20 protein-coding genes and 1 riboswitch are annotated in these 22,329 nt (G+C 34.1%); of the genes, 18 read left to right on the top strand and 2 right to left on the bottom strand.

All coding sequences use genetic code 11. The annotated features are described in order from the left end of the window. Positions 1 to 16 precede the first annotated feature (16 nt). The 5 genes from GH754_RS01800 to GH754_RS01780 are packed head-to-tail and all read left to right on the top strand — an operon-like array spanning position 17 to position 4,254. Positions 17 to 832, top strand: coding sequence for a glycosyltransferase family 2 protein (locus GH754_RS01800; RefSeq protein WP_153727013.1), 816 nt, complete (start codon positions 17 to 19; stop codon positions 830 to 832). Continuing rightward, entirely contained in the window at positions 829 to 1,707 is an 879-nt protein-coding gene (locus tag GH754_RS01795) for a lysylphosphatidylglycerol synthase domain-containing protein (RefSeq protein WP_153727012.1), read from the top strand. The genes GH754_RS01800 and GH754_RS01795 overlap by 4 nt, the downstream gene beginning before the upstream one ends. Continuing rightward, positions 1,704 to 3,152: a hypothetical protein gene (locus GH754_RS01790; RefSeq protein ID WP_153727011.1), complete on the top strand. Its 1,449-nt coding sequence runs from the start codon at positions 1,704 to 1,706 to the stop codon at positions 3,150 to 3,152. The genes GH754_RS01795 and GH754_RS01790 overlap by 4 nt, the downstream gene beginning before the upstream one ends. Beyond that, entirely contained in the window at positions 3,137 to 3,535 is a 399-nt protein-coding gene (locus GH754_RS01785) for an HAD family hydrolase (protein ID WP_153727010.1), read from the top strand. The genes GH754_RS01790 and GH754_RS01785 overlap by 16 nt, the downstream gene beginning before the upstream one ends. Then, positions 3,535 to 4,254 (top strand): glycosyltransferase family 2 protein, encoded by a 720-nt coding sequence (locus GH754_RS01780; protein WP_153727009.1) that lies wholly within the window; start codon positions 3,535 to 3,537, stop codon positions 4,252 to 4,254. Before GH754_RS01785 ends, GH754_RS01780 begins: the two co-directional genes overlap by 1 nt. Positions 4,255 to 4,405: 151 nt before the next feature. Here GH754_RS01780 and GH754_RS01775 read toward each other — a convergent pair whose 3' ends face one another. Then, entirely contained in the window at positions 4,406 to 4,852 is a 447-nt protein-coding gene (locus GH754_RS01775; RefSeq protein WP_153727008.1) for a hypothetical protein, read from the bottom strand. A 157-nt stretch (positions 4,853 to 5,009) separates the two neighbouring features. Between GH754_RS01775 and GH754_RS01770 the strand changes: the two genes are divergently transcribed. Both GH754_RS01770 and GH754_RS01765 read left to right on the top strand, forming a co-directional pair. Continuing rightward, a complete protein-coding gene (locus GH754_RS01770) occupies positions 5,010 to 8,258 on the top strand; it encodes a M14 family metallocarboxypeptidase (protein WP_194841253.1) in 3,249 nt (1,082 codons plus the stop codon). Positions 8,259 to 8,422: 164 nt separating this feature from the next. Beyond that, positions 8,423 to 9,520, top strand: a complete 1,098-nt coding sequence (locus GH754_RS01765) for a glycosyltransferase family 4 protein (protein ID WP_153727006.1) — start codon at positions 8,423 to 8,425, stop codon at positions 9,518 to 9,520. 41 nt (positions 9,521 to 9,561) lie between these two features. Here the strand turns inward: GH754_RS01765 and GH754_RS01760 are convergent, their stop codons facing one another. Further along, on the bottom strand, positions 9,562 to 10,527 hold the full coding sequence (locus GH754_RS01760) for an LCP family glycopolymer transferase (protein ID WP_228550096.1): 966 nt from the start codon (positions 10,525 to 10,527) through the stop codon (positions 9,562 to 9,564). A gap of 262 nt (positions 10,528 to 10,789) precedes the next feature. On the opposite strand from GH754_RS01760, the gene wecB reads away from it, so the two are divergent. The 11 genes from wecB to GH754_RS01705 all read left to right on the top strand — a co-directional run bounded on the left by wecB (position 10,790) and on the right by GH754_RS01705 (position 22,328). Continuing rightward, the gene (wecB, locus tag GH754_RS01755; RefSeq protein ID WP_153727004.1) at positions 10,790 to 11,938 is read left to right on the top strand and encodes a non-hydrolyzing UDP-N-acetylglucosamine 2-epimerase; all 1,149 of its coding nucleotides are present in this window, start codon (positions 10,790 to 10,792) and stop codon (positions 11,936 to 11,938) included. Between the two features lie 162 nt (positions 11,939 to 12,100). Further along, positions 12,101 to 12,823 (top strand): GntR family transcriptional regulator, encoded by a 723-nt coding sequence (locus tag GH754_RS01750; protein ID WP_153727003.1) that lies wholly within the window; start codon positions 12,101 to 12,103, stop codon positions 12,821 to 12,823. 112 nt (positions 12,824 to 12,935) lie between these two features. Continuing rightward, positions 12,936 to 14,393, top strand: a complete 1,458-nt coding sequence (locus tag GH754_RS01745; protein ID WP_153727002.1) for an APC family permease — start codon at positions 12,936 to 12,938, stop codon at positions 14,391 to 14,393. Between the two features lie 296 nt (positions 14,394 to 14,689). Beyond that, positions 14,690 to 15,736, top strand: a complete 1,047-nt coding sequence (locus GH754_RS01740) for a glycosyltransferase family 4 protein (RefSeq protein ID WP_153727001.1) — start codon at positions 14,690 to 14,692, stop codon at positions 15,734 to 15,736. Positions 15,737 to 15,861: 125 nt separating this feature from the next. Further along, positions 15,862 to 16,044, top strand: a complete 183-nt coding sequence (locus tag GH754_RS01735; protein ID WP_153727000.1) for a hypothetical protein — start codon at positions 15,862 to 15,864, stop codon at positions 16,042 to 16,044. 1,665 nt (positions 16,045 to 17,709) lie between these two features. Beyond that, a riboswitch (cyclic di-GMP riboswitch) is annotated at positions 17,710 to 17,795 on the top strand. Between the two features lie 110 nt (positions 17,796 to 17,905). After that, entirely contained in the window at positions 17,906 to 18,526 is a 621-nt protein-coding gene (folE, locus tag GH754_RS01730) for a GTP cyclohydrolase I FolE (protein ID WP_153727187.1), read from the top strand. A gap of 26 nt (positions 18,527 to 18,552) precedes the next feature. Beyond that, positions 18,553 to 19,383, top strand: coding sequence for a 6-carboxytetrahydropterin synthase (locus tag GH754_RS01725; RefSeq protein ID WP_228550095.1), 831 nt, complete (start codon positions 18,553 to 18,555; stop codon positions 19,381 to 19,383). Beyond that, a complete protein-coding gene (locus GH754_RS01720; protein WP_153726999.1) occupies positions 19,384 to 20,094 on the top strand; it encodes an SDR family oxidoreductase in 711 nt (236 codons plus the stop codon). 21 nt (positions 20,095 to 20,115) lie between these two features. Next, a complete protein-coding gene (locus GH754_RS01715) occupies positions 20,116 to 21,039 on the top strand; it encodes an ATP-binding protein (RefSeq protein ID WP_153726998.1) in 924 nt (307 codons plus the stop codon). Then, positions 21,029 to 22,078 carry an alpha/beta hydrolase family protein gene (locus tag GH754_RS01710; RefSeq protein WP_194841252.1) on the top strand — a complete coding sequence of 350 codons (1,050 nt, stop codon included), beginning with the start codon at positions 21,029 to 21,031 and terminating at the stop codon, positions 22,076 to 22,078. Before GH754_RS01715 ends, GH754_RS01710 begins: the two co-directional genes overlap by 11 nt. Positions 22,079 to 22,097: 19 nt before the next feature. Then, positions 22,098 to 22,328 (top strand): acyl carrier protein, encoded by a 231-nt coding sequence (locus GH754_RS01705; RefSeq protein ID WP_153726996.1) that lies wholly within the window; start codon positions 22,098 to 22,100, stop codon positions 22,326 to 22,328. Position 22,329 lies beyond the last annotated feature (1 nt).

The raw sequence follows: 22,329 nt of genomic DNA, 5'->3' as shown, positions 1-22,329 counted from the left end.
AGAAAGGACGAAAAATATGAAAGATAAAATATTATTATTTATCCCTGGATACAACTGTGAAAATCAAGTTATTCGGGTGCTAAACCAACTTGATAGTAAAGTGATGAGTTACATTTCTTCGGTAATTATGGTCAACAATAGAAGCACCGATAAAACAGAGGAAGTCGTCTCTTCTTACATTAACGAACACCCTGATTTTCCATTGACACTCTTACGAAATGATGAAAATTATGGGCTAGGTGGATCTCACAAAGTGGCATTTTCTTATGCGATTGAAAACAACTATGACTATGTAATCGTTCTTCACGGAGATGACCAAGGAAGTATTCATGATATTCTTCCAATACTTGAAAACAAAAAATACCAACAGTACGATTGTTGTCTAGGTGCTCGTTTCATGAAAGACTCGAAACTAAAAGGGTACTCTTCCTTCCGAACATTTGGAAACCGTGTATATAATCTTTTATTTTCAGTTGTTACTGGACGTAAAATTTTCGACCTAGGTTCTGGCCTTAACATGTACCATGTTGACATGTTGAAGAATAGCTTTTTTGAAAAATTTCCAGACAAATTAACGTTTAACTATTGTATGATCCTAGCTGCTCATACCTATAAGCACAGTCTGATGTTTTTTCCAATTACTTGGAGGGAAGATGATCAACTTTCAAATGTTAAGTTATTTAGTCAAGCAGTTAAAGTATTATCGATGTTAGGAAAATATAGCATAAAACGTGAAAGTTTCATCACGTCTGAATTAAGAGACAGCCCAAAAGAAAATTATACAGCAAAAATAATCGCAAAAAACGAAACACAGATGGATGAAATGAAATGATGAGAAGAATTTCTTTTCATTCCGTTATTAATATATTTTTTCTATTCACATCACTTTTTGTTTTAAGTGTGATGGTATTAGATAAGGTAGATGATGTTACTGTATCTATATCGCCAATTACTTTTGGCGTTATTGCTGTCTCAGTATTTCTTTATATAGCGATTCATGCCGTGAAATGCGCCCGTTTTTATTTAATTTTGATGGAGTTTCGAATTCCTGCACTACAGTTTATTAAATTGTATATTAAAACAACCTTTGTAAGTATTACGTTCCCATTTAAAATTGGTGAAGTTTTTAAATTTTATTCATTTGGTAAACAGATAAAAAGTTTCAGAATTAGTTTTCTTGGGATGTTAACTGAACGATTTTTTGATTCATGTATTTTGTTACTATTTCTCATTCCTTATGAACTTGTTACATCAGAAAAAATTTCATATTTAAGTGTTCTCTTATTACTTTTTATTGTTTTCTTTCTTTTTGTCTACCTTTTCTTCCCGTCAACCTATCGTTATTTAAATGAGTTTATGGTTAAAAAGGTACATTCATTAAAAGCAGTAAAAGCACTAAAAGCGTTAGAGCATGGTAAAAGTCTTTATAGGACCCAAAAATTGTTAGTAACTGGACGCTCTCCTTTTATTCTTTTGCTTTCGATTGTTGCATGGATACTTGAATTTTCCTTGTTCAGTCTTTTTGTCTCTTTCTTTGTTCAAGGAAACTCTGTTTTTACAGTTTTTCACCGTTATTTAACTAGTGTATTATCACAATCAAACGATTCCTTTTTTGTTTATTATTTTGTATTTGGTGCAATTATCTTTTCACTAACTACATTGAGCATATATGGGTTTCAGTTTTTGAAAGGAAGGATTAACAGATGAAAAAACTTTTTATCGTTTATGACAACATTGAACAACCAGGACCAGAGATAAAAAATATTGTTGGAGATAAAAGTTTTGGAGAAATCGTTTATAAACGGGTTAGCCTTAAAAACCGTTTTCTTTCTTCAATCGAATCTTATGATTTTGTAATTGGTTGTTTTGAGCTAAATAATCAACAACAATTAGAGGAAGTAGAAGAAGTTCTTGTTAATCTTCCTTCTCATACGGTTGTACTTCATCTTTTTTCACATGCAGTAATTTCAAGTACTGAGCAATTTGACGTTCTTGTTAAGAAGTCTCAATATGTGAATGAAACGGTAAGCGTAGATGACTTAAGTTATGTTTTTTCTGCCCTTGATCAGTATAGGGAATTTTTACAGGTTGCAAAACATGCTTCAACACGTCAAATTCCAGAACAGATTCCTTATACGAGTCTAGAAAATCAGGCTTTCTCCGATATTTCTAATTACTCTCAATTTCTTTTGTACATCTCAGGAGGGTTTGATGCTAGGTTTTTTAACTCCTTAAAAGGGGATGAATATTCGGTCGTTAAAACATCTGTGAATATTCAAAAAATAAAAAAGGAATATCACTTTTATCATTTATTGCCAGATTCGATGAAACCATGGTTTGTTATGCCTTATAATTATGAAGAAAATGAGCATTCTGCAAGTTACACGATGGAACGTTTTCACATGACAGATATGGCAATAAGGTGGATTCATGGATCTGTCTCACTTGCTGAAATGAATAGATTTTTAAGCAAGGTGTTTTACTTTGTAACAAACCGACATGAAACATCTATTCCTAAAGGGGAGTACAAAGCGATTGCTGACGACCTTTATCTTCATAAATTAGATCAACGTGTGGAAGAACTTAAAGAACATGATAAATACAGTGAGATTGAACCTTATATTCAAGCGGGAACAGATTATTCAAGTATTGATGATATCGTTTCTGAGTATAAATCACTATATAATGAAATTGCTTCAGGTGTGAGTGTTGGTAAAAGTGTAATTGGCCATGGTGACCTATGTTTCTCGAATATGCTATATAATAAAGAATTATCTCTTTTACGGTTAATTGACCCAAAAGGAGCTTTAGAAGAAAAAGAGTTATGGACAAACCCTTATTATGATATAGCAAAATTGTCTCATTCTATTTGCGGTAAATATGATTTTTTTAATAGCGGTATGTATGATATTACATTAAATGAAAATTGCCATTTTGCTTTATCGATTGATTTTGACAACAAGGAATACATTGAATTATTTAAAAAACACCTAGCAAAGCATGGTTTTGATTATCAACTTGTTAGATTATATGAATCTTCTCTTTTCCTATCCATGCTTCCACTGCATATGGACAATCCCCAAAAGGTGTTTGGCTTTATCTTAAATGCAATTGAAATTCTAAATGAGGTGAAAACATGTACGAAAAATTAACTTTCGTTTTTGATATCGATGGAACTCTTTGTCCTATCAAACAAAAAGGAGAAGAATATGCTGATCTTATTCCTTATTCAGAGATGGTTGAAAAATTACGCACGTATAAAGAACAAGGTGCAAAAATTGTCTTATTTACCGCTCGTAATATGAATTCTTATAACGGAAACATTGGGCTAATTAACGCAAACACTGCGAAAGTGTTACTTGCGTGGCTAGATAAATGGGATATCCCATATGATGAAGTGATTTACGGAAAACCATGGCCAGGTCATGTCGGTTTTTATGTAGATGACCGTTCTGTTCGTCCAGATGAATTTTTGAAATACAGCCCCGAACAATTAGATGAAATATGCAAAAATTCGAGAGAGGAGTGTAAGTAATGAATATTGTAATCACAATGGCCGGACTCGGTTCCCGTTTTAAGAAAGCGGGTTACGATGTTCCAAAGTACATGATTGAAGCAAAAGGAAAAACATTGTTTGAATGGTCCATGATGAGTCTAGAAGGATATTATGATTCATCTAATCATTATATTTTTATCGTACGAAAAGAAGACAACTCTTCTGAATTTATTAAGAAAATGTGTGAAAAGTTTAGTTTTACTTCACATGCAGTAATCGAAATCGACCATGTAACCGACGGACAAGCAACAACAGCTATGCTTGCAAAAGAGCAATGGAAATCTGATGCACCCCTTTTAATTTACAATATTGATACGTATGTAGAAGTAGGGGCAATGAAAACAGAAAAAATCGTAGGAGATGGCTTCATTCCATGCTTTCAAGCACCTGGTGAACACTGGAGTTTTGTGAAATTAGATAATGATGGAAAGGCTATTGAAGTTAGAGAGAAAGTCCGTATTTCGGATAATTGTACACTGGGTGCCTATTATTTCTCTTCCTGTAAACTATATAGTGACTTATATAATGAGTATTATGCGGACGAAATTAACCTTGAAAAAGGGGAGAAATATGTTGCGCCACTTTATAACCTTTTGATTCAAAAAGGAGGGGAAGTGAGAATCTCTTATGTTGATTTTGAAAAAGTTCATATATTAGGAACGCCAGATGAGTTACAGCAATTCATAAATGAAGGTTGACTACAAAGTCTTCCCAGCCTGTAGAGTACAATAGTGTTTTTTCTATAATAATTCCATTAAAGTAACAATAATTATGTTGATAAAAAAGATTGCCACACACTTAGCAAAACAAAAAATAACTTAGTGTGTGGCAATTTTTAATAACACGTACTCATTTTTGTTTGTTATAACGCTCTGTTCTCTTTGTGTATTCAATGTCTTTTTTGTAAGTAGAATTCTTAATAATTTTACTAACAAAGTATATTGTAATAACAAGAAATGTGTATACAGTAAAGAATACAATAAACCCCCATAAACCTATCACAGCATCAGCAAACTCCTTATTCCCTCTATTGGTGATAGCTTGTTGAATTTCAATGGCGAAAACCAACACAACCATCATCGTAAAGGTATAAATGAAAGAGAGTATAGAAACATGCCACTTAAGCTTAGAAATAAGTTTGAAGCTATAAAAAACCATAAAAAAAGATATCATTCCTATTATTCCTATAATCCAAAAATGGAGGTCTTTATCTGACATATTCACTCCAAATTTTTCAATTAATAAATCATGTAATATATTAATGATTTCTGTAACTAACATGATAACATCTTTCATATCAGGTGCTCCCCATCTGTAGATTACATCACTATTTTAATTGTTCCTATCTATTGTATATTACTATATAAAATTGCTCAATTAAATTTTTGCTTTAATTGACTTATATCATAAAAAACAATCTGATATTGTCTAAATTTGTAGTATAATGTATGTCATGGAGGTGGGGAAAATACGAAAACAAAACAAAAAAACGTCAAGATTATTTACATGGTTTCTAGTATTTCTATTAATCTTTTCAACAATTCCTCTTACTGTTGAGGCAACAGAGCAACTAGCATATCATAATGTAATTATAAAAGTAAATAATCCGGTATCTGTGAACATAGATGAGCAGGTAAAGGGCGAAATCAAACAAGGGACACTGATTTTTGCTAAAGAAATGGAAGATAACTATCAAATTCAATGGGGTGAAACAAACTTTGAAATAAGCAAGGAGAAAGCCCAGATTGTCCCTAATAAGAGTATGGAAAACTCTTATGCCAATTTTAATCCAGAAGTAATAAAAGGGTATTTTACTCCAAAGAAAGATCTAAAACTAGAAGTAGAGAAACCTAAATTTCACGTAACATTATCGCAAAGTGAAAAATATCCGATATTAGAAGATAAAGAAAATGTTTATCGCGTGGTACTCGGAAATAGAATTGTGGATGTAGATAAAAGTGTTGTTACTACTATTGATAATGACACTGATACACCCAATTTCAGTCCTAATAAAGTTGTTAAGAAAAAAGATATTCCAAATATAAATAAAACTTATCAATCTACAAATTATGGAAACTGTTTCAAAGTAATTAATCATGAAGCGATAGTTTATGATAATCGTGGAAAAGAATTAAAGGAAATAGGAACTTTAATTAAGGACCAAACTTATCCGATTGATAGTGACTACGGAAACTGGCATCGAATTCAGTTTGGTTCTCATTATGGCTATGTCCATAAACAAAACACAACTTCAGGTAACCATAATTCTATAAATAATGAAAATAAAACTTATAAGAATTCATCAAGAAAGTTTAGAGTAGATGAAGAGGTAACAGTTTATGATAATACTTCTGGTGAATTAGTCCCATTTGCTGAACTTAAAAAAGGTCAAGAACATGAAATTGTTTCCGATTACGGAAATTGGTATCGTGTTTTAATTGCTGACCGGGTAGGTTATATACAAAAGTCAAAAGTTACAAAGCTTTTTGTGGAACAAAACAATTATTTTAAAGTAACCACAAATAATTTACCGGTTTATGATAATCGAACTGGAAAACTCGTAGAAGTTGGGACATTGAAAAAAGATCAAGTCTATCCTCGTGTGAGTGATTATGGAAACTGGCATCGTATTCAATACGGAGATCACTTTGGTTATGTGTGGAAGGCTGACACTGTGCCAGCAAACGGAAATTCTCTTAAAAATGAAAACCAAAACTATGAAAATAGCTCTGAAAGTTTCATAGCAAGTAATGATGCAGTAGTGTACGATAACACTGGGAAAAAGCTAGTCCCTTTTACAAAGATAAGAAATGGCCATAGATTTCCGATAGTATCGGATTATGGTGATTGGTATCGCATTTTAGTAGCTAATCGAGTAGGGTATATTCATAAGACCAGTGTAAATGGTTATTTTGATTCAAAATCAAAATACTTCGAAGTCACTACTGATGGTTTAACGGTCTATGATAACCGACAAAAAGGATTAAAAAAGATAGGCGAGCTTACAAAAGGTCAAGTATATGAACGTGTAAGTGACTATGGAAACTGGCACCGAATACAGTTTGGAGATCATTATGGGTATGTTCATAAGTCAGGGACTATTCCGAATTTCAAAAAACAAATTCCTAACTACAATACAACTTATAAGAATAGCGATATGGAAATTATTCCCATTGGAGACGTGACTGTTTATGATAATTCGTCTGGTAAGCTTGAGCCATTTGGAGTTTTAGAAGATGGTGAATCACATCCTGTTGCTAGTGATTATGGGAATTGGTATCGTGTTTTAATTGCTAACAAAGTTGGGTATATCCAAAAAAATGATGTGAAAAGAACTTTTACTAAAAATACCAAGTATTTTAAGGTCAATGAGTCTAATTTACCTGTTTATGATAATCGTAGTGGATCATTAGTGATAGTTGGAACTTTGACCAAAGGACAAACTTATGAACGTGTAAGTGATTATGGAAATTGGCACCGTATTAGGTTTGGTAATCATTATGGCTATGTTCGTAAATCAAAGACAGACCCATCCTATGCAAATGCTTTTCAAAACAGTAAGAAAGCGAGTTATTCAAATGGAACTCTAAAACCTAAGCAAGACGTTGTTATATATGACAACACAGGCAAAGAACTGATTCCATTTGCAACAATAGAAAAAGGAAAGCAATATCCTGTAGTACGTGATTATGGAAATTGGTATGAAGTAAACATTAGTGGCAGGTACGGATATGTATCTAAAAGTAAAGTTGAAGCTAATGTGATGGTTGCTAAAGAAATCGTAAATCCATATCAAGAGTACACCTATGAAGAACTAAAAGATGATATTGATGAACTTCAAAAAACATATCCGCATCTTATTTCATGGGAAGTAATAGGGAAGTCAGTGGATGGAAGAAATCTATATGCTCTTAAACTCGGAAAAGGAAATACTGAAATTTTTATCAATGCTGCTCACCATGCTCGTGAATGGTTAACAACTAATTTGGTTATGGAAATGGTTGATAGCTACAGTCAAGCGTATGTTAAAGATGGAAGTATTGATGGGTTTGATGCAAGAAACATTCTCAACAAAACTTCAATTTGGTTTGTTCCAATGGTAAACCCAGATGGAGTTACTTTAGTACAAAAGGGTCCATATAGTGCAAGTAAACCACATGAGGTTATTCTTCTGAATAATGGAAGTGAAAATTTTAGTTCTTGGAAAGCGAATATCCGAGGTGTAGACTTAAACCGTCAATATCCAGCGGGATGGGACACCATTAAATATAATTCAGGTGAACCTAGTTCCATGAATTATAAGGGACCATCTCCATTAAGTGAACCGGAGTCTAGAGCAATTTACAACTTTACCTTGGCTCATGATTTTAAAACAGCAGTTGCTTATCATTCTTCTGGTGAAATACTTTATTGGAAATATAAAGCATCCGGTGAACTAGAAAGAAACGCTAGAAGAATTGCAGAAATGATAAGAGGTAATACAGGCTATAGCTTAGTAAAACCTGGTCCAAACCCTAGTGGTGGTGGATACACAGATTGGTTCTTACATGGAGAAAAGAAACCAGGATTTACGCCTGAAATATCGCCCCCTGTAGGACCAAGGCCTGTGCCATTAAGTAATTTTAATTCTATATGGTATGAAAATCACTCTGTTGGACTAATGTTAGCTCAAGAAGCGTATAACAACAGATTTAACAGGTAAATCAAAACTTCCCAAAACGTATTCAAATAATATGATATGCGTTTTGGGATTATTTTATTGATGTAGAAGTTGTTTTCATATTTATTACTGATTTTCACCACAATAAGAATGTGATATTATTATATAAGTGTGTGTTTATAGAAACAATAAGAGTAGGTGCTTTTATGGATGTACAAGTGATTGTCATCGCTTTTTTGATATCATTTTTTGTGACAGTATGTATCACCCCTTTAGTTAAAAAGGTAGCTGTAAAAATAGGTGCATTAGATGAGCCGGAGGAGAGAAAAATCCACCAAGGGATACGCCCGCGTTTAGGGGGATTGGCAATCTTTATTGGTGTGGCAGTCTCACTGATGTATTTACAACCGAATCATGAACATTTTTTTGAAATTGCTTTAGGCGGACTTATTATTATAATTACAGGTATTTTAGACGACCTATTTCAATTGAAACCAATTTACAAACTAATTGGTCAAGTATCTGCCGCTTTATTAGTCATTTCATCAGGATTAATAATTGAAAAGATCACTTTGCCTTTTTTTGGCCTAATTTATTTAGAGAATTTCAGTTTTATTATTACAATTCTATGGGTTATTGGGGTCACAAATGCCATTAACCTTATAGATGGACTTGACGGTCTTGCGGCCGGAGTTTCAACTATAGCTTTAGCTAGTATTTTAGTTATGGGTATCCTTGATTATCGTGTCACAGTAGTTTATTTATGTATTGTATTAATTGGTAGTAACCTTGGGTTTTTAATTTATAATTTTTATCCTGCTAAAATCTTTATGGGTGATACAGGTGCATTATTCCTCGGTTATTGCATATCGATTATCTCCATGTTAGGTTTATTTAAAAATGTTGCGCTTTTTAGTTTCATTATTCCAATTATTATTTTGGCTATTCCTATATTTGACACCCTGTTTGCAATTATTAGGCGAGCTACAAGTGGACAAAAAATTATGGCACCTGACAAAAAGCATTTACATTATCAGTTAATTAATGCGGGATTTAGCCATCGCACATCCGTGTTAATAATTTATTCCTTTAGTACACTATTTGGAATTCTTGCTATTCTTTTTACCAATTCCACTTTACTAACGTCGTTTATCATTATTACTGTTATTGTTTTTTTTCTTCATATTATCGCTGAAATTGTTGGGTTAGTAGGAAATGGTCAACAACCAGTTTTAAATCTTATAAGAAGAATTTTGGGTATAAAAAAAGCAACTAAAAATCAAGAACAAGATAATAAAGTATAAAGCCGATAGTTGGAAAGTTATCAACTAATCGGCTTTATTTTTTATATATCTAAGTGTTCTTTTAGTTGTTGTTTTACGTTAGATAATGATTGCTCATCTACAATATAATATGATACGCCATCAATATACTGTGGTGTACCCTCTAAGGTAATTTGCTCAATCTTGGAAGTACTGAAGTTAGGATACTTTTTATAAAGCTTAAGTGCATCGGAAATTTTCATGTTTGTTTCGATATTATTACCTAATTCATTTGCTAAATCATCAATTTTAAATACAGTGCTTGCAGAAGTAACTTTATCTATAACTGCTGTCACAACTTCTTTTTGTCGTTCAACTCGACCTAAGTCACCTTTTGGATCTTCAAGTCTCATACGGGCATATGCAAGTGCATAACGTCCATTTAGCTCCATTGGACCTTCATAGAACTGCAATTTTTCAGCAATACGGTCATCACTATTTTGTTGGAAATCAAAGGGAACATTTACATCAATGCCACCTAACACATCAACTATATTCTTAAATCCATCAAAATTTACAGTAGCATAATAATCAACAGGAATATCTAAAAAGTTTTCTACAGTTTCAATTGTCATTTTCTTACCGCCATAAGCGTAGGCATGGTTAATTTTTTCTACTGTATTTCGCTCAGCAATTTCTACACGTGTATCACGAGGTATACTCATTAATTTCATGTTTTTTTGTTCCGGATTAAAGGTGGCAAGCATTAATGTATCTGATCTTCCTGTATCTCCACCGCCACTTGAATAGCTCTCAACGCCCATTAACAGTACAGAAAAGGGATCTTGAGAAATAGAAACCTTATCCTCACGTAATTTTGATTTATCTCTGCCTAAGTCGTCATATGTTTTGCTCGCAGCTTGATAGGACTCATAAAAAACATATCCACCATAACTTAGAGATGTGATTAATATGATTCCTAATATCATAAATATTCGACGCCATAATTTTTTTCGTTGTTTTTTCTTCCTCAATTCAACACGATTCATCATTTTTCCCCCATATTCAAACTCCCTTAAGTTATTATTATATATGCATACTTTATTAAGTTCAATTATATTTTTTGTATTTATAATGTATGCTATGGGATAAAAAAAGACAAAAATTATTTAGTGAAAACGAAGGGTTTAATATATGTTTAAAGTCACCTGAAAAGTGTGCCTTTTCTTTACAATAAATTGCCTACATGGTAGGATTTTACTGATTGAAACAGAATATATTTATTGACCAAGATAGAAATGAGGTATAATAATGTCAGGAAAACTAAAGGTTATGACAGTTTTTGGTACAAGGCCAGAAGCCATTAAAATGTGCCCATTAGTATTAGAATTAGAAAAGTCACCAGAAATAGACTCAATAGTAACTGTAACAGCGCAACATCGTGAAATGTTAGATCAAGTTCTTAAAATTTTTAATGTAAAACCTGATTATGATTTAAATATTATGAAAGACAGTCAAACACTAACACATATAACTGCCTCGGCCTTAGAAGGTCTAGATGGAATTATGAAGGAAGTTAAGCCTGATATAGTACTTGTTCATGGAGATACGACGACAACGTTTGTGGCTAGTTTAGCAGCCTTTTATAATCAAATCAAAGTAGGTCACGTTGAGGCTGGATTACGTACTTGGAATAAGTATTCACCTTTTCCTGAGGAGATAAATCGACAAATTACAGGTGTGATTGCAGATTTACACTTTTCTCCGACAAATAAGTCTGCATCTAATTTAATCCAGGAAAATAAGGATACTGACAATATTTTTATCACGGGTAATACAGCAATCGATGCTTTGAATACAACGGTAAAAGAAGATTATAAACATGAGGTTTTAGACAAGGTTGATAATGACAGATTAATTTTGTTAACTGCTCATCGGCGTGAAAATCTAGGCCAACCAATGAAGAATATGTTTTCAGCTATTAAGCGATTAGTTGAAAAATATGATGATGTACAAGTTGTTTATCCAGTTCATTTAAACCCTAAAGTAAGGGAAATTGCTGATGAGATTTTAGGAAACGACGATCGTATCCATTTGATAGAACCATTAGGGGCATATGATTTTCATAACCTAGCCTATCGATCATACATTATCTTAACTGACTCAGGTGGAGTTCAAGAAGAAGCTCCATCATTAGGAGTTCCTGTTCTTGTATTACGTGATACAACTGAAAGACCAGAAGGGGTTGAGGCAGGAACCCTAAAGTTAAGTGGAACTGAAGAAGAAAAAATATATAATTTAGCAGATGAACTACTATCAGACGAAAGTATTTATAAGAGAATGTCAAAGGCTTCAAATCCTTATGGAGATGGAAATGCCTCTAAACGGATAGTAAAAGCCATTCGTTATTCTTTTGGTATGGTCAGCGAAAGACCTGAGGATTTTAAAACTTCTAACTAATTAATTTAGATGAGTAATATATTCTGCTTAGATTAAGTAAACGAGTCGGACATCAATGTTCGGCTCGTTTTGTCCATAAGGATTTTTCTGCATAAACATTAGTCTAGAAAATATCATTTTAGATTGACCTAGTGAGTCTATATTTATAAAGAGGTGACATTTATGCCACTGGATTACACTAACTCAATTCCCTTGCATATCCAGTTGAAAAGAGAGATTGAGAATAAAATATTTACAGGATATTATATACATAAAATACCAAGCGAACGAGAGTTAATGGATGATTTTCATGTAAGCAGGAGTACCGTTAGAGAAGCAATAGGTCTTTTAGAAAGAGAAGGGATAATTGAAAAAAAACGCGGAATTGGAACATTTGTTTCCGTCAAGCCAATAGATGATTGGTTAGGTAATCTGAGTAGTACATCAGAGACTATTGAACGTATGGGAATGGAACCCGGAGCTGAGTTAATCGACTCCAAGATTATAAATTTAAAACATGACATTCAGAAGAAAACAGGATTACAAAGGGCATATTTCTTTAAAAGAATAAGATTCGCAAATCATATCCCGATTGGTATAGAGAGTCATTATTACCCAATCGATATAGGTCAAGAGTTAGTTAAATATGATTTAAATAAAGAGGCTCTTTATGATTTATTAGAACGTCAATTAGGTGTGAAGACCTTTGAAGCGGAACAAGTAATCAAGTCAACAACCTTATCTAGTGAAGATTCGAAACTCATGAATCTCCCATTAAACTCAAATATGTTATACGCTGAGAGGCTCCTGAAAGATGTAAATGGTAAATTTGTTGAATTAGAGAATGCGATTTATCGATCGGATATGTATTCCTTTAAAATCAAATTATCAAGGAAGAATATGTGATGTTTCTGTGATAATCTCTTACTGGTACGGACATCATGATAATATTGCTTTTTTCGAGTATACTTACCTAAAATTGAATTAAATATGAATTGATTACAAAGGAGGTTTTAACTTGGATGAGAAAAGGACAACATTAGAGAGGACATTAAAACCACATTGGGTTTGGGCAATTGCATTAGGCTCATCAATTGGCTGGGGAGCTTTTGTTCAACCGACTACATGGATGTCATCGGCAGGTCCTTTAGGGGTAATTATTGGTTTTATAATAGGAGCTCTATTAATGATGTTAATAGCTGTTAGTTATGGTTTTCTAATTCGAAACTTCCCAGTATCAGGAGGGGAATTTGCCTATGCCTTTATTAGTTTAGGAAGAACACATGCGTTTATATGTGGATGGTTTTTAACTTTAGGTTACATATGTATAGTAGCGTTGAATGCATCTGCATTTGCATTGATGTTTAAGTTTGTGTTCCCGGAGCTTGTTCAAAATTTTAAAATGTATAATTTGGCCGGATGGGATGTTTATTTTGGCGAAGTGATGATTGCAACAGCTGCTTTAACCATTTTTGGTTACTTAAATATTAAAGGAACTGGTTTATCTGGTCGTATGCAATTTATATTTTGTTCCATTATGCTGATTGGAGTAATAGTGCTTACCTTTATGGTAGGTGCGTCACCAACGTCGGGACTCGAGAATGTTGAACCGTTATTTAATCCAGATATTTCAATGTTTGCAGCAATTATCTCCATTGTAGCTATTGCACCTTGGGCATATGTTGGTTTTGACAATGTTCCTCAAGCAGCAGAAGAATTTAATTTTTCTTCTAAAAAGGCGTTTGGATTAATTGTCTTTGCCTTACTTGCTGCAGCTTTATTATATAGTCTAATGGTATTAGCAACCGCAATGACTCAACCATGGTTAGGACTTGTCTCGGAGCAACACATTTGGGGAACAGGGGCTGCTATTCAAGAAATATTAGGAACTCTTGGTCTACTCATTTTGGTTATTGCCTTAAGCATGGGGATCTTTACTGGGTTAAATGGTTTTATCATTTCTTCAAGTCGATTACTATTTGCCATGTCAAGAGCTAAAATTTTGCCTGATTCATTTTCAAAACTGCATTCAAAATATAAAACTCCATATGTTGGAATTATATTTACCGCTCTAATTGCTATGTTGGCACCATGGTTTGGAAGAGAAGTACTATTATGGATTGTGGATATGTCATCGATTGGTGTATCGATTGCTTACTTTTATACTTGTTATACAGCTTACTCATTTTACAAATGGTCTGGTCAAGGTCAAATGAGTTCTGAAACAACTCTCGTTGCACCAGGTAAAAAGTTACTTGCTTTAATTGGTATGTTAGCGAGTCTAACCTTTATTGGTCTACTTCTAATCCCGACTTCACCAGCTGCTCTTGGAATCGAGTCAATTATAGCTTTACTGATTTGGATAGGGTTAGGTACAGCATTTTATTTAGTAAAACACAAGGAATTTATGGCTATCCCTAAGGAAAAGTTAAATTATTTAATCCTCGGGAGGAAGAACTTTTCATTAAAAAATTAACTTGTCAATTTCTTGATATTGATTTAAAGGAATTAAAACAAAATCTTGTAAAGTATTAATAAACACAGTAGTAACAGTCGGATAATCTTCGGCTGTTTTCTTTTTGTTATTAAAGTCTAAAAGGTTTAAATACCCTCTTATTATAAAAGGTTAATAAAATCTGAAACTTTTTGGAGCCCTATATCGTCTAAGTAATAGAATTAGACAACGATACCCAGAAAAAAGTACGGATAAGCGTAATGGTTATAAGGGAAAAGGAAATGATTCATATTTGAGTAAATAACAGGAGGAACATCATGGAGTATTTATCTATCATTACATGTTTTCTATTCTCCATATCTATAACACCCATTGTCAAAAAAGTGGCTTTAAAAATAAATGCAGTAGATGTGCCTGAACAGAGGAAGGTTCATGATAAAATAATGCCCCGTTTGGGTGGTTTAGCAATTTATACAAGTTTTGTTATTGGCTTGTTGTTCTTATCTCCAGATAGTCAGTATTTGTTAACAATTATCACAGGTGCAACAGTGATCATGCTTGTAGGTGTCCTAGATGATGTCATAGGACTTTCAGCTAGTATGAAGCTGAGTGGTCATATCGTTGCAGCCTTAATAGTCGTATTAAGCGGTTTACAAATTGAATTTATTACAATCCCTTTTGGTCCAAAGGTAGATTTTGAAATATGGGGTATTCCCATTACGATATTGTGGATTGTCGGAGTAACAAATGCAATCAATCTCATAGATGGTTTAGATGGATTGGCAGCTGGAATTGCAGCTATTGCGCTTATTACGATTTCAGGAATGGCCTTATTTATGGGGAATGTAGTTGTAGCCATCCTAGGCTTAATGCTCCTAGGAAGCACTCTAGGATTCTTGATATATAACTTTTATCCTGCCAAGATATTTTTAGGAGATACAGGATCTTATTTTCTCGGATTTATGATTAGCGTTCTATCTATCCTAGGTTTATATAAAAATGTAACTGTATTTTCTCTTATTGTCCCAATTATCATTTTAGGTGTGCCAATTGTCGACACATTTTTTGCTATCGTACGACGATTTATTCAAGGGAAACCGCTCCACTCACCTGATAAAGCACATTTACATCATTCCTTGATTAAACTCGGATTTACACATCGTCAGACGGTTCTAATTTTGTATACAATGAGTGGAATCTTTAGCTTGGCTGCTATCGTATTTACTCGTGGCACCATGTGGGGCTCGACTATTGTGATGATACTACTAGCCATATTAATCGAATTAACGGTCGAGATTACTGGTTTAGTAAGTCATAATTATCGACCTGTATTAAATCTCATAGGGATTAAAAATAAGCAGTAATAATCTACCTTTAGTTGTAAATATTTGTTGAAAAAAATAGGAATCTATTGTAAGCTATTTAACAGATAAAGAGAAACATAGGAAATTAGATGGGGAAATACTTGAGAAGGCGTGAGTGAGTTTATATGACTCAGAACGGAAACAGACAGATAGAAGAATTCAAACAAATCGTCACAAAGCTTTATCGGAATGGAAATGAACATGGTTCAACCCTTCAAGACGTCATGACCGATTTACAGCGTGATCTTATGAAATACATAAATCACAACACACAATCGGGAACGGTAAACAATGCGAATGTAAAATAATTTATTGGGCTCTAGCATCATTTTTGGGGATGATGTTAGGGCTTTTTTGTTAGCGGGGATTTAAATATTTTGATTTAAAGGATAATAATCTAAATTGCGATTAAACAAACGTTTGTTTGAGTTTCTCCAGGGCCAGTGTAGGAGGGGCATGTTTTTCAAAGTTCTAAGGGAGATCAAAGAAAGGAACCCCTCCTATACATGACATTTTAACACTGAAAAGCGTTAAAATGTTAAAAAGTGGTGAAAATGTGTCGAAATTATTACTAACTAACTAAAAGTTTCCATGAAGATAACGATATAGTCTCATGAAGTAGTTAATAAAACTCACTACCGGGTACTTATTTTAACAGTTCCTAGCTAAATGTTTTTCTCTTTCCAACAATTTTTCTGTGGATGCTTTTCTTTTAACCCTCTGACTACGACACTTTGAACAATTCAAATAACGATTCCCTCTCTCGTAGAATTCACTGTGATGCTTAGATTGCTTACATTTATAACAAACTTGCATTCCATTTAAATTTATCATCAATAATACTCTCCTTGCTCAACTATATATAATATCTTTTACAATAGGGGATAAAATTACCACATAGAAAATGTTACCCAATTTATGACAAATATGCAATTTATATAAAAATTATACTTTGAGGAACTGTCCAGATGCTAATCCAATGCCAGAGCTGTCAGCTAAGCTCTGCCCATATAGAGCGCCTCATTTACCTGTTCTTGATTCCGTTTACGGATTGGACCATAAATAGGCATAATATGAAAAAATTACCTCGATTCGGCCGATATGATTTTAAGCCTCCAAAAGGCAATTAGCCCTTCCTGATAGAATTCCTTCAGTATCTCGAATCCCCATTTGTGAATCAAATATTAGGTTAACCTTTTGTGTTCCTGTAAGACTTCTTGAGATTCTTTATGATTCTCTTCCATACAAACCTCTATCTATAAAGGCGTCCTTATTTTGGAATCCGCGTTAGTTTTAGCATAAGATAGAGGGCGGCTATTGTCTTATAGGCTTATTTGAAGTTTAGGGTGGGGAAACGTAAAGTTTGATCTAGGGCTAAGTTCAAATATGGCTTAAACAAACGTTTGTTTAAGTGCGACTAACACGAGTCCTACTATTTATTTTGGAAGTCAATTAAACGTTCGATTGACCTAGATTCAACGATAAAAGCTCACTTAGCAGATACTTGCCGAAAAATCAACAATGTTTTCGTAATCATGAAACATGTATTCTTCCCCATATACTTAAACGGATTATACTCTCTCTCCTCATCTAATCTATATGAATAGAGAAAGAGATTTTTTATATATTAGACTACTACTTTTATTCGATAATAGGGCTGTACTGTGTGTCACTTTAGATTCACCCTCTCATTCTGCACCTTACCTCATATAGAGGATTAAGTAAGTTCCTTGTCTTGGTAAAGAAACAAATAGGAAGGTACTCCTATTTTCACACTTCCTACCATAATAGGAATGATGGGTCATGGTAGGTTTATCCAATTGCTACTAAACTATAAACAACCCTTAACCATTGACTTTGTGTAGTTAAAAGGAACTATTCTTTGACAAATATCGACAAAATTATTAACATTTATTAATGGAGTGCCGATATAAGTAATAGGAAAAAAGAAATAGATATATTTATTTCATTCCTGTCGATAATGGCAAACTCATTGAAAAATGAGGACGCAAAGCCTATGGATCTAAGGTCAATAGACTAAGGTAGCCGGGTTACCGAAAAGGGGTGTCATTTGAATGATTGTAAGAAGTTACTTTACTTTAAGCAATCTTTCTCTTTCAAATCCACCATGCTTTTAGGGTGGATTTTTTTTTGGCGAAAAGTAATTACATGTATAAGTTTAGGTTTTCAAAATATATTGGTGGAGGAATTTTAGTGAAAAATCATACTTTAGAAAAGGCAAATGTAGCTAACCATATTCGTGCGGTTTTAGAAGCGATTGGAGAAAATCCCAATCGCGAAGGCCTACTAGATACACCTGATCGAGTTGCGAAAATGTATGATGAAGTTTTTGCTGGTGTAGGAATTGATCCTAAAACAGCCTTAACGACTACCTTTGATTCAGAGGGCTATGAGGGGATGGTTGTAGTAAAAGATATCGACTATTATACCTTTTGTGAACATCACTTAATCCCATTCTTTGGCAAAGCACACATTGCCTACATTCCGAATGAGCGTATTGTTGGATTAAGCAAGTTTGCTAGATTAGTAGAGTTGGTTTCCAAAAGACCACAAGTACAAGAGAGAATGACTCAACAAATTGCAGAGGCTATTCACAAGGTTCTTGATCCTAAAGGGGTAATGGTGGCTATAGAGGGGCAGCATTTATGCATGTGTGCACGTGGCGTGAAAAAAACTGGAACTTCTACAGTAACTACGGTTAAAAAAGGAGTTTATCTAGATGATGCTTCATTGGTGAGAGAATTTGAAAGAAATATGACGATTTCCTAAATTAAATAGACTTTTGGAAGGTGAGAATGATGCTTTATTTATCTAGAAGGGTAGATTTTTCAGCCATGCATAGCTACCGGATTCCGGAATGGACGGAAGAAAGGAATAAAAGTGTATTTGGTTTATGTAGCAATCCTAGTGGTCACGGACATGACTATAAGTTAGAAGTTATGGTGAAAGGAAATTTAAATCAAAAATCTGGAATTGTCGTGAATACGGTTGATATCAAAAATGTTGTAGGGAAGATTATTGATCAAGAGCTAGATGGAAAGTTTTTGAACAAAGAACATCCATATTTTATCAAGCATATCCCCACTACAGAAAATCTAGTGAAATATCTCTGGGATATGATTTCGCGAAGTTTAGTAGATTGTGAACTTCACCGTCTGAGATTATATGAGAATCCTTATCTATATTCGGAAAAAGTAGAGGGAGAGGGAAATATGGTTCATTTAACAAGGAAATATCACTTTAGTGCAGCGCACCGCTTACATAGTGATGAACTGAATGAAGAGGAAAACCTAAAATTATTCGGAAAATGCAATAACCCATTTGGCCATGGTCATAATTATTATTTAGATGTTTGTGTAAACGGTATACCTGATGCGGTAACGGGTATGATTATAGATTTGTCTTATTTGGATGAAATCGTTGAAACATTTGCTCTTAACAAATTAGATCATAAACATTTAAATTTAGATGTCGAGGAATTTAAAGGGCTAAATCCAACATCAGAGGTTGTGGCAAAAGTCGTTTATGACATGTTAGCTCCATACTTGCCTAACTTACATAAAATCGGCTTATGGGAAACTGAGAAAAACTACTTCGAATACTTTGGTCCAAATGGGGTGAAATAAATGGATTTGTCACAGTTAAAGGACAAGGTAGTTGTCATCATTGGAGCTAGTCGTGGAATTGGGCGAGCTACAGCAACCATGTTACATGAAAAAGGTACGAAGCTTGTACTTGGTTCCCGGAGTACGGAAGAGTTACAACGTCAATTTGTTCATGAAACAGTGTTAACTCTTCAATTGGATGTAAGTGATGAAGAATCAGTTAAGCAGTTTGTAACGAAATGTACCGAACGTTTTGGTCATATTGACGTTCTTATTAATGCAGCCGGATTTGGAACTTTTGCCCCTATATTAGATTCTGAAACAAAGGATTTTGATCATATGATGTCTGTTAACCTTCGAGGTACATATTTGTCTTGTAAATACTTCGGCCAGCAAATGAAAAAACAGCAAGAAGGTCAGATTTTAAACCTTGTTTCGATTGCAGGATCAACTGCATTACCTGGCAATGGTGGTTATTCAGCTTCTAAATTTGGAGTTCTAGGTTTAACTAAAGTGTTACAAGCTGAACTTCGAAGGGAAGGAATACGAATTACATCTGTTTTGCCTGGATCTGTGGATAGTTCATTTTGGGATAAAGTGGACTTTGATATAGACAAAAAGAATATGATCCCCACTCAATCTATTGCTGAACATATTGTTTTTTTATTATGTCAGCCAAAACAATCGGTTGTTGACGAGATTACAATCATGCCCCCAATGGGAATTTTATAAGAAAGGATTAGGGAAAATGAAATGAAAAGGTTGATCCCCAAATTTCTTCATCATAAAAAGGAAGAACAGAAGCCATCTCATTTACTCCCGCCTATTGGCCAGCTTAATTCATTTCAAGACTTACATGACAGGGCTCTTATAGGATGGATTGTGTATCAATTGGCGGAAGTTACAGATATGGAACAAGAACAAAGAGAGACTATATTCTATCAATCTTTTAGTAGCCAATCCTTTGAAGAAATACATGATGAAACATTTAGATATTTATGTCAGTTAGCTAAATTAGGTGTTTTATGGTTAAAAAATAACTTAGTCATCGAGGAAGAGATGAAGGCATTGGATTTACCTAAAGAATACCAGGAGCATTTTACTCGACTACTAAGTGAAATCCATACAGAGACTATTATTCAATCGGTCCAAAAGGATGAGGACCAAAAAATCTGGGAAGTTTATAGGGATGTCATTTATGCAGCAACACATGGATCCTTTCTGTTAATTGAAATTGAAAAAGTAAAAGATTATAAACAAGGCAAACTGCTATGCGAGGTCATGATTCAAGAAAGAGGAGATATACCTAAAGCACGTCAATTTGCAAAAGATACTTTCGCTGAGGTGGGGCTAAAGTCGTCTAAGATCATGAGCTACAATTTGATTATTTCAGAAGCAGTTACCAACATTTTAAAACATGCAGGTCAAGGGAAAATGCTCATTTACAAGAATGATGAAGAATTTCGAGTAGTCGTTGAGGATGAGGGACCAGGCTTTCCATTGCAAATTCTACCAAAAACAACGCTAATGGCTGGGTTTTCTACTAAAGAATCATTAGGCCAGGGGTTTACGCTTATGATGAAAATGGCCAAACAAGTGTTATTAGGAACTTCTCCAGAAGGTTCGACATTGATTTTGGTGTTAGATGGAAAAGGAGAGGAAAAAAGTGGTTTATGAAAAATCTTCCCCCAATACAACCATACAAAAGACATTAGTAACGGCACGACTTTTTGAAGGGTTTTGGGATCGATGGATTGCACACGGAATCAAGAAAAGTGTTACCAATCTAGTTAATCATGAAGTTAAGAAAGTTTATGACTGGGTCCGTTTTTTTAATCAATTTGCTGATCATCATTTCCAACAAGCAACCCGATATGAGAAACATCATCAGACTCAACTAGCGGAAGAACATTTTCAACTAGCAGGGTTGTATTTTAACCTAATTTATTGGATATTTCCTGATCGTTTTGATGAGAAAGTGACATGGTATAAAAAATCACTTGAGGCCTTTTCAAAAGCTGACGAAAACTCTAGGATCAAACGAATTTTAAAAACGCTTAAAATCGATGGTAAGGATTGTGTTGGCAGAGTACGGGTTCCTTCTCATCCGAAGGGAAGCATCGTCATCATTAATCCAATGGACTCTAGTAAAGAAGAGTTGTATACCTATGAAAATCATTTCGTAGATTTAGGGTTTGCTACTTTTAGTTTTGATGGTCCTGGTCAGGGTGAAACATTTACAATCAATGGGTTAAAGGCAAATAGAAATCGTTGGAACCAGTTTATGAATAAGGTTATCACTTTAGCTTATGAAACGCTTCCTCAAATACCGGTTTATCTATTTGGGACAAGTTCCGGAGCAAGCTGGTCAATCGAAGCAAGTCAACATCCTTATGTAAGGAAAGCTGTTGCAGTCAGTCCACCCATAAGTAATCAGAATAGCGTTGCTTTGCCAAATTATTTCCAAGAAAGAATGAGTTACATTTTAGAACAAGATCCGCAAATGCTTCCTGAAACCAATGATTTATCCAATTGTAAGCCCGTTCTGCTTGTGCATGGAAATCAGGATGTCATGGTAAAGGACAGCGATATATATGAACTGTATAACAGGCTCCCATCTGGAAAAAAATTGATTGAGTATCATCATGAAACCCATTGCTGTAATGGAAAACTAACAGAGATTCGTGAACAATCAGTTCGTTGGTTTAACGATTAGAAAAGAGGAGGCATGAAAAATGACTTTCGATCAGTTTCGTCAACTCATTGCTGACATTAGTCATGCTCCAATTGAAGCCATACAAGAACATTCTTCTTTTAGGGACGATATAGGTATTGATTCGTTGCAAATGGTGAATTTATTGGTAGCAGTAGCCGAAAAGACTGGAGTCAGTCTTGGAAATTTAACAGACTCAGACGATTATGTGTCACCTGGTAATTTATATTATGCCCTTTTTGGAGGTAATTAGA

The sequence above is a fragment of the Salinibacillus xinjiangensis genome (assembly GCF_009649735.1).
Lineage (GTDB): Bacteria > Bacillota > Bacilli > Bacillales > Alkalibacillaceae > Salinibacillus > Salinibacillus xinjiangensis.
This window is presented reverse-complemented; position numbering and strand designations above follow the sequence as displayed.